The following is an 8,146-nucleotide window of genomic DNA, read 5'->3' as shown; positions in this document are numbered from 1 at the left end:
ACCACCTACACCGACACCTTCGTCGTGAGCAGTGCCGACGGCACCCTCACTTCGGTCACCGTGCATATCCTCGGCACCAACGACGCTGCGGTGTTGTCCGCCGACATCGCTAACCTCACCGAAACCAATGCCCCGCTGACCACCAACGGCACCCTGACCATCAGCGATGTCGACAGCGCCGCGACCTTCGTCGCCCAACCCAACACCGCCGGCAGCTACGGCCAGTTCTCCATCGGCACTAATGGTGCCTGGAGTTATGTCGCCAATAGCGCCCACAACGAGTTCGTCGCCGACACCACCTACACCGACACCTTCGTCGTGAGCAGTGCCGACGGCACCCTCACTTCGGTCACCGTGCATATCCTCGGCACCAATGATGCTGCGGTGTTGTCCTCGGCCAGCGTCACGCTGACCGAAACCAATGCCCCACTCACCACCGGCGGCAGTCTCACCGTTAGCGACATCGACAGCCCGGAAACCTTCCAGGCCCAATCCGCTACCGCCGGCGCCAACGGAACCTTCGCCATCGATGCCGCGGGTAACTGGAGCTATACCGCCAACTCGGCCTTCGACGCACTCAATGTCAGCGACAGCCTGACCGACACCTTCACGGTACTTAGCGCCGACGGCACCGCGACTGCGGTGACGGTGACCATCAACGGCAGCAACGACTCGCCGACGATCACCTCCAACGGCGGTGATACGACGGCTTCGGTCAGCGTGGCGGAGAACACCACGGCAGTTACAACGGTGGTAGCAACCGACGTTGATCTTCCGGCACAAACACTGAGCTACAGCATCGTCGGCGGAGCGGATGCCGCGAAGTTCTCGATCGTTTCAGGCACAGGCGCGCTGAGCTTTATCTCTGCGCCCAACTTTGAGGCACCGACTGATTCGGGAACGAACAACGTCTATGACGTGATTGTGCGGGCATCGGACGGCACGTTGTTTGACGACCAGGCGATCGCGGTGACCGTGACGGGGGTCAACGATAACTCCCCGGTGATCACCTCCAACGGTGGTGGTGCGACGGCTTCGGTCAACGTGGCGGAGAACACCACGGCGGTCACGACAGTGACGGCGACCGATGCTGATCTTCCGGCGCAAACCCTGAGCTACTCGATCCTGAATACGGCCGGGACGGACTTCAGCAAGTTCTCGATCAGTTCAAGCGGGGTGCTGACGTTCAATTCGGCGCCGGATTACGAGAATGCCCAGGATGTCGGTGGTGCTGATGGTGACAATGCCTATGTTGTGGACGTTCTGGTGGCGGACGGTAATGGCGGAACCGACACGCAGACAATTACGGTAAACGTGCAGAACGTAGTTGAGACTCCGGTTGATACCGTGGCGCCGACTGTGACAGTGACGGGGACAGCCTTAGGGAATGTGATCACCCCTTCCCCTTCAACGTCGACAGTCACATTCCAGTTCAGTGAGGCAGTGATCGGTTTCAGCCTTTCGGACGTCACGGTGAGTGCATCAGGACCAACCCCTCGCGGAACCTGGAGTAACTTCACGCAGGTAGACGGCGATACCTATACGGCGACGCTGACTAGAACGCTGATCGGTAGCGTGAAAGTCGACGTTACAGCGAACAGCTATACCGACCTGGCGGGTAATGCGGGTGCTGCCGGAAGCAGTGCAAACCTTCCGGCAGGCGTTGCCGGCGAACCTATCAATCTAGCCCTCACTACTCCGTCGAGCGATATCAGCGGCCCGATAACGGTTTCAATCAGTGGTGTTCCCTCGGGATGGATATTCAATGCGGGAACCGACAACGGCGATGGCACCTGGACCGTGCAGACCAGTGATCCTGGCGCATTGACGGTGACAACCCCAAGCGACTTCGCGGGAGCGTTGGTGCTTGATGTCAATATGTGCTGGAGCAATAGTGACGGCAGCGACGGTAGCGCTTATGTGTTCAACAACATCGAAGTCTATGCACCCGACGCGCCAATCTTCGCCTTGTCCGCTGACGACAACCTGTCTGGCTCGTCCGGTGCCGACACTTTCGTTTTCGCCCAGCCGATCGGCAACAACCAGATCTACAGTTTCGACGTCACGGCAGACAAAATCGACCTGATCGGCTTCGCGGGCGTCACCGGTTTTGCTGACTTGAGCATCACTAACGACGCCAACGGCAATGCCCTGGTCAGCATCGGCTCCGGCCAGTCAGTCACCCTCAAAGGGGTGGATGCCGCTGACTTGAGCGAAGCGAACTTCCAGTTCGATGTGGACCCGGTCATGACCAATACCGGTACCCTCACCATTGCCGACGGCGCGATCATGCCGTTCGGTGGCAGCATTCATAACAGCGGCACCATCGAACTCGGCTCCACCGGCAGCGAGACCAATCTTGAGATTCTGTTCCGCGGTGCGACCTTGACCGGTGGCGGCCAGGTATTGCTATCCGACAGCGCGCAGAACGTGATTTTCGGTGGCAGTGCCGACACCGTGCTGACCAACGTCGACAACCGCATTTCCGGTGCCGGCCAGTTGGGCGCCGGGCAGTTGGTATTGGTCAATGCAGGCCTGATCCTGGCCAGCGGATTGAACAGCCTGGTGCTCGACACCGGCACCCACACCATCACCAACAGCGGCGTGCTGGAATCCACGGGCGCAGGCGGAATGACGGTAGCCAGTGCGGTCGAAAACTCCGGTCACTTATGGGCCAACGGTGGCGACATGCGCCTGCTGGCCGACGTGATGGGCAACGGCAGCGCCACCATCGACGGCGACGCGACCCTGACCTTTTCCGGCGCAGCACACGGGTCCGTCGCCTTCCACGGCGACGGCGCGGGCACACTGGTAATCGCACAGGCCGAAGCGGCGGGTTCCTTGGTCGGCATCCTCGGTCTGGAAAGCGATGACATGCTGACCTTCGGCGATCTCGCCTTCGGCGCCAACACCCAGCTCAGCTACAGCACCAACGCCTCTGGCAGCGGCGGCCTGCTGACGGTGGACGACGGCATGCACCGGGCCGAGGTGAACCTGCTAGGGCACTACACAGTGGAGGACTTCCAGGTCACCGACGGCGAGGCCGGTACCCAAGTCAGTTACAACGGAGCATCCAGTGGCACACTCGTGGGCAGCATGGCGGCAGACGTACTCAGTGGCGGCGACGGCAACGACATCCTGGCGGGTCGTGGTGGGGAGGACACGCTCAGCGGTGGCGCGGGAGCCGATATGTTCGCCTATCTCAACGCGGCGGAAGGCGGGGACACCATCCTCGACTACAACTTCGCCGAAGGCGACGCACTCGACCTCTCTGCCCTGCTCAGCGCCAACTTCGTTAGCGGTATCAGCCAGGCGTCCGACTTCGTCCAACTGGCGCAATCAGGCAGCGACATCACCGTGAAGGTGGATGCCGACGGGGCAGCCAATGGTACGAACTTCGCCGATGTGGCGGTCCTTGCCAACACGGGCACAAGCGGTACCGATCTGGTGCGCACCTGGTTTGGGGAGGCTGACCATACGTTGACGGCTTGATGTTGGGCTGGAGACGAATCCACCGCTGCAGACAGCCACAAAAAAGCCCCACCAGATCACTCTGCGTGGGGCTTTCAAATAGGTGGTGTCCCAGGGCAGGTTCGAACTGCCAACCTTCCCCTTAGGAGGGGGATGCTCTATCCAATTGAGCTACTGAGACACAAGTCGCCCGCAAAGAAATGCGCAGCGATGGACGGCGTGCATGTTAACGGGCAGGCCCGCTTTTGTCATGTCGTCCGTAGGGCTTTTTAAGTGTAGGCAGACGCCTCACGAGAGCGTGGCTTTGTTTACCGTGCAAATTGCATCACCGCAAAATGCCATCATTGCAAAATGCAATGTGGGCATTTTTAAAAAATATCTTAATTCGTTGTTTTTAAAGGATTTAATAGCCGTTAGACTTTTGGCATGCAGGCTGCTTCGGCTGTTCTCACAGAACACAGGAGGTCAGCCCCATGAACAGCGCTCTGTTAGTCGCAAACGCGGTCGCTTTGGCGGTTCTGGTGGGTTTTCATTTCTTCCCCGAAAACGACGTTGCGACGATTGCTCAACGCATCCCCCATTACCTGCAACTGCAAAAAACACCGCAGTTGGCAGTCATGAGCGATCAACGCGGTTTTGTCAGCCAAGAGGTGAGCCAAGAGACTATTCAGTTGCGCACACAGTCTTTCGAACGCTTGGTATTTTGAAATCACCCCATCAGGAGCACAGCATGTCTAAATCAGCCGCAGGATTTTTCGTCCTCGCCTTACTGAGTGGCATCCTTCATTTGTCATTGGTCGGGGACACGGTCGTCACCCTGCCCCTGATTGCTTGCGCCGTGTTCGGTGCGCTGTTCGTGCTGGCGCTGATCGCCGGGCGCAAGATCAAGTTCGATCCGGTTTTGCGCTGAGGTTCAGCAGCTCCAGAAGATTGGCGACAGTTACAGTAAGGTTGCCGGAGTTATCGAGTTGACAGATCTGCATACCATCGATTGACTCATCTACCGTAAACAGCGCATTACGGCGCAGTCTTGCTTCAATTTCTGCCGGGCTCTCACGCCCCCGCCGTAAAAGGCGCTCGCGCAGGGCTTCATCCTTGACCGTCAATAGCACCGGTAATAGCGTGGGATAGCGCTGTTGCGCTTCTGCCAGGTGCCCGCGCGAACCGTTGATCAACACATCGCGACCGTCCGCGAGCCATTGGTCTACGCGCACAGGAATACCGTAATTGAGCCCATTGGCCTGCCACGACAGCGCAAAATCTCCTTCGGCCCTGCGTTGTTCGAACTCTTCGCGGGACACCTCGATGGCGTCTTCACCCACCGATTCCGCCGAGCGTGTGATAACGCGACGCACGACTTCACAATTGCGTGCGCGCAGCGGCTCGCGAGCGGCTTCGATAAGGCTGTCCTTGCCGGATCCCGAAGGCCCCATTAAATAAATTAGCCTGCCACCCATCCTGAAATCATCCCGCGCCATACGCCCAGACTAGTAAATCGGCCATTTGCCACTATCCTGTATAAGGTAAGGAACAAGGATCGAATCCGCATAGCATGCACCTTCAGGCGTCTTCGGGCATCACCTGTCGGGCAAGAGGACGCGGTTCAGCGATACGGACTCATGGATTATTTTCAAACCAGTCCGCATTTCTGGTCATAGGTGCTGGCATTAAGCCTTTACCCAGATCAATATTTGTCACAGAATTGACGCCAATGATCTGGCTAATTTGAGGCATGATGCGCGCCTCTATCAATTCAGGTTGAACATTTGGCCGGAGTGCTTGTCCTATCTGACATCCTGCGGCCTATCCCGAGAACCGCTCCCCTGAACTAACCGGTTAAATATATGCGCCCATTGAAACAGGCAATTTATTCCAGCCGTACGGCTGACAAGTTCGTCGTACGTCTGCCAGACGGAATGCGTGAACGCATTGCCGAGGTGGCTCGCAATCATCATCGCAGCATGAACTCCGAAATCATCGCGCGCCTTGAGCAGAGTCTTATTCAGGAAGGCGCGTTGGGTGAAGAATTGAGCATGCGCCTGGACAGCCCCGAGTTGTCATTGCATGAACGCGAACTGCTGCAACGCTTCCGCCAACTCTCCCACCGTCAGCAAAACGCTCTGGTTTCGCTGATCGCCCATGACGCCGAAATGGCCGCAGACGCTTCCTGATTCATCCCGAAAGCTCAAGCCAGCGTAATTGCTGGCTTTTTTTTGCCTGAAATTTGGCTAAAAAAAACCCGCCGATTCGGCCGAGACTTGTAGGAGCCAAGCTTGCCGGCGAAGGCGTCCTTAAGAGCGCTTTCGCCGGCAAGCCTGGCTCCTACGAAAAGCGGCTTGCTCAGGCGGGTTGTTTTTTGAAGCTGGACGTCAAAGCAGGAAAATCGTCGCCAGCCCGAGGAAGATGAAAAAGCCACCGCTGTCGGTCATGGCAGTGATCATCACACTGGCACCCATTGCCGGGTCGCGCCCAAGCCGCGCCAGGGTCATCGGAATCAAAACCCCCATCAACGCCGCAAGCAGCAAATTAAGCGTCATGGCGGCGGTCATCACCACGCCCAGGGACCAACTGCCATAAAGCAAATAGGCCACCACACCAATCACGCCGCCCCAGACCAGACCATTGATCAGGCCAACCGCCAACTCCTTGCGCATCAGCCGCGACGTATTGCCGGTACTGACCTGGTCCAGCGCCATGGCCCGAACGATCATGGTGATTGTCTGGTTACCCGAGTTGCCACCGATACCGGCAACGATCGGCATCAATGCCGCGAGTGCTACCAGTTTCTCGATGGATCCTTCGAACAGGCCGATCACCCGGGATGCAATGAACGCTGTGATCAGGTTTATCGCCAGCCAGGCCCAACGGTTGCGCAGGGACTTCCAGACTGATGCGAAAATATCTTCTTCTTCACGCAGACCCGCCATGTTGAGAACTTCGTTTTCGCTCTCTTCACGAATCAGGTCGACCATTTCATCGATGGTCAGACGACCGATCAGCTTGCCGTTCTTGTCGACTACCGGCGCCGAGATCAAGTCATAACGTTCGAATGCTTGCGCTGCCTCGTAAGCATCTTCATCCGGATGAAAACTCACCGGGTCGCTGGCCATGACTTCCGACACCTGCTTTTCCGGGTCGTTGACCAGCAGACGCTTGATCGGCAACACACCCTTGAGCACGCCGTCGTAATCGACCACGAACAGTTTGTCGGTGTGGCTTGGCAGTTCTTTGAGACGACGCAGGTAACGCAAAACCACTTCGAGACTGACATCCTCACGGATAGTCACCATCTCGAAGTCCATCAGCGCACCGACCTGCTCCTCGTCATAGGACAACGCGGAGCGGACGCGCTCACGCTGTTGATTATCGAGGGTTTCCATCAGCTCGTGGACGACGTCTCGCGGCAGCTCGGAGGCCAGGTCAGCGAGTTCGTCGGCATCCATGTCCTTGGCTGCCGCCAAGAGCTCGTGATCGTCCATGTCGGCGATCAGGGTTTCACGAACCGAATCGGATACTTCGAGCAGAATGTCGCCGTCGCGATCAGCCTTGACCAATTGCCAGACTGTCAGGCGATCGTCCAGCGGCAAGGCTTCAAGGATGTAGGCAACGTCGGCGGAGTGCAGATCATCGAGTTTGCGTTGCAACTCGACAAGGTTTTGCCGGTGAACCAGGTTCTCGACCCGGTCGTGATGCGGACCTTCCTGGCGATGAGTCAGGTCTTCGACCACTCGCTGGCGCTGCAGCAGCTCAACGACTTGAGCGAGGCGGTCCTGCAAGCTTTCCTGCGTTTTCTTTACTTCAGCTTCAGACATAGGCGAACTCCACTCCCAGCAGCGGGGCACGCCGGAAGGATCAATCAGTCAATACATGATTGTAAAAACGGGATACTGAGTAACTACTGGGTAAGTCCATGGAGGTATTCCACAAGCCCCGGCGGGGCTGACGGGCGCAATGATAACACCGCCTGACGGTTTTAAACGTTAAAAAATCGCGGCTGAAACAAGTGCTTGCGAGACAAACCTGAGCGCCATCCTGATCCATCAAACTGCGACGACTCATCCTGAAAAGAAAACACACCGCCGCCTGAAAATGTAATGACTACCCTTGATGAAGACTGTCATGGAGGACGTCGAATGCCATCGATTGCTCATTATTTGCTTGCCGCCCTGCTCTGCCTGCCGCCCCAAGTGCTCGCAACGACCGTTCACCGGTGCGAAGCCGCCAATGGGCACATCACCTTCACAACCTTGAGCTGTACGACAGGAGAAAGCCTCTCAGCACACGACGTACGCACGTTTCTGCCAGGCAGCGTGACGCCCCTGATGCCAGAGGCAGAGTCTCGCGAAACATCAGGTAAGAAATTGCAAAGAAGAGAGCCGACGGTCGTCGGTCAATCCGAAGGCAAATGTGGAGATCTGCTCAGCGCGAAGGAACGCCGCATAGCGATCATCAATCAGCGGGTCGTTGCCGGCATGACTCAGCAGGAGGTCGAAAGCGCCCTTGGTAAGCCCGACAAGATCAGCACCCGCAATTCAACCATGAGCTACCGCTACGACAACAAGCGAGGTCGCAGTGCAAACATCGAGTTCGACGAGAAAGGTTGCACCAAAGGAAAAGCCAAATCGCAGACGGCAAAAAGCCCGCGTTAAACGCGGGCTTTTTGTTGTTTGGTGCC

General features: G+C 57.5%; 7 protein-coding genes and 1 tRNA gene. 5 read left to right on the top strand and 3 right to left on the bottom strand.

Features of this window, described 5'->3' with window-relative positions; genetic code table 11:
- Positions 1–3,492 (top strand): beta strand repeat-containing protein (locus tag AC1RQB_RS19940; RefSeq protein WP_493095012.1); only part of this gene is annotated, 3,492 nt, incomplete at its 5' end.
- Positions 3,493–3,575: 83 nt separating this feature from the next.
- Here AC1RQB_RS19940 and AC1RQB_RS19935 read toward each other — a convergent pair.
- A tRNA-Arg gene (locus AC1RQB_RS19935) sits at positions 3,576–3,652 on the bottom strand.
- A 292-nt stretch (positions 3,653–3,944) separates the two neighbouring features.
- On the opposite strand from AC1RQB_RS19935, the gene AC1RQB_RS19930 reads away from it, so the two are divergent.
- Entirely contained in the window at positions 3,945–4,178 is a 234-nt protein-coding gene (locus tag AC1RQB_RS19930; protein WP_063342837.1) for a hypothetical protein, read from the top strand.
- A gap of 23 nt (positions 4,179–4,201) precedes the next feature.
- Positions 4,202–4,381 carry a PA3371 family protein gene (locus tag AC1RQB_RS19925; protein ID WP_063342836.1) on the top strand — a complete coding sequence of 60 codons (180 nt, stop codon included), beginning with the start codon at positions 4,202–4,204 and terminating at the stop codon, positions 4,379–4,381.
- On the opposite strand, the gene phnN is transcribed toward AC1RQB_RS19925, so the two are convergent.
- Complete coding sequence (phnN, locus tag AC1RQB_RS19920; protein WP_063343929.1) at positions 4,356–4,928, bottom strand: phosphonate metabolism protein/1,5-bisphosphokinase (PRPP-forming) PhnN; 573 nt, start codon at positions 4,926–4,928, stop codon at positions 4,356–4,358. The genes AC1RQB_RS19925 and phnN overlap by 26 nt on opposite strands.
- A gap of 387 nt (positions 4,929–5,315) precedes the next feature.
- Here phnN and AC1RQB_RS19915 point away from each other — a divergent pair, with 387 nt between their 5' ends.
- Positions 5,316–5,642: an Arc family DNA-binding protein gene (locus tag AC1RQB_RS19915; RefSeq protein WP_003178899.1), complete on the top strand. Its 327-nt coding sequence runs from the start codon at positions 5,316–5,318 to the stop codon at positions 5,640–5,642.
- A gap of 198 nt (positions 5,643–5,840) precedes the next feature.
- On the opposite strand, the gene mgtE is transcribed toward AC1RQB_RS19915, so the two are convergent.
- Positions 5,841–7,283: a magnesium transporter gene (gene mgtE / locus AC1RQB_RS19910; protein WP_008071822.1), complete on the bottom strand. Its 1,443-nt coding sequence runs from the start codon at positions 7,281–7,283 to the stop codon at positions 5,841–5,843.
- 321 nt (positions 7,284–7,604) lie between these two features.
- On the opposite strand from mgtE, the gene AC1RQB_RS19905 reads away from it, so the two are divergent.
- The gene (locus tag AC1RQB_RS19905) at positions 7,605–8,120 is read left to right on the top strand and encodes a hypothetical protein (protein WP_063342835.1); all 516 of its coding nucleotides are present in this window, start codon (positions 7,605–7,607) and stop codon (positions 8,118–8,120) included.
- Positions 8,121–8,146: the final 26 nt, after the last annotated feature.

Source organism: Pseudomonas sp. GW822-FHT02E03, from assembly GCF_058802325.1.
The sequence above is the reverse complement of the archived record's forward strand: the minus strand, read 5'-3'. Positions and strand labels throughout refer to the sequence as shown.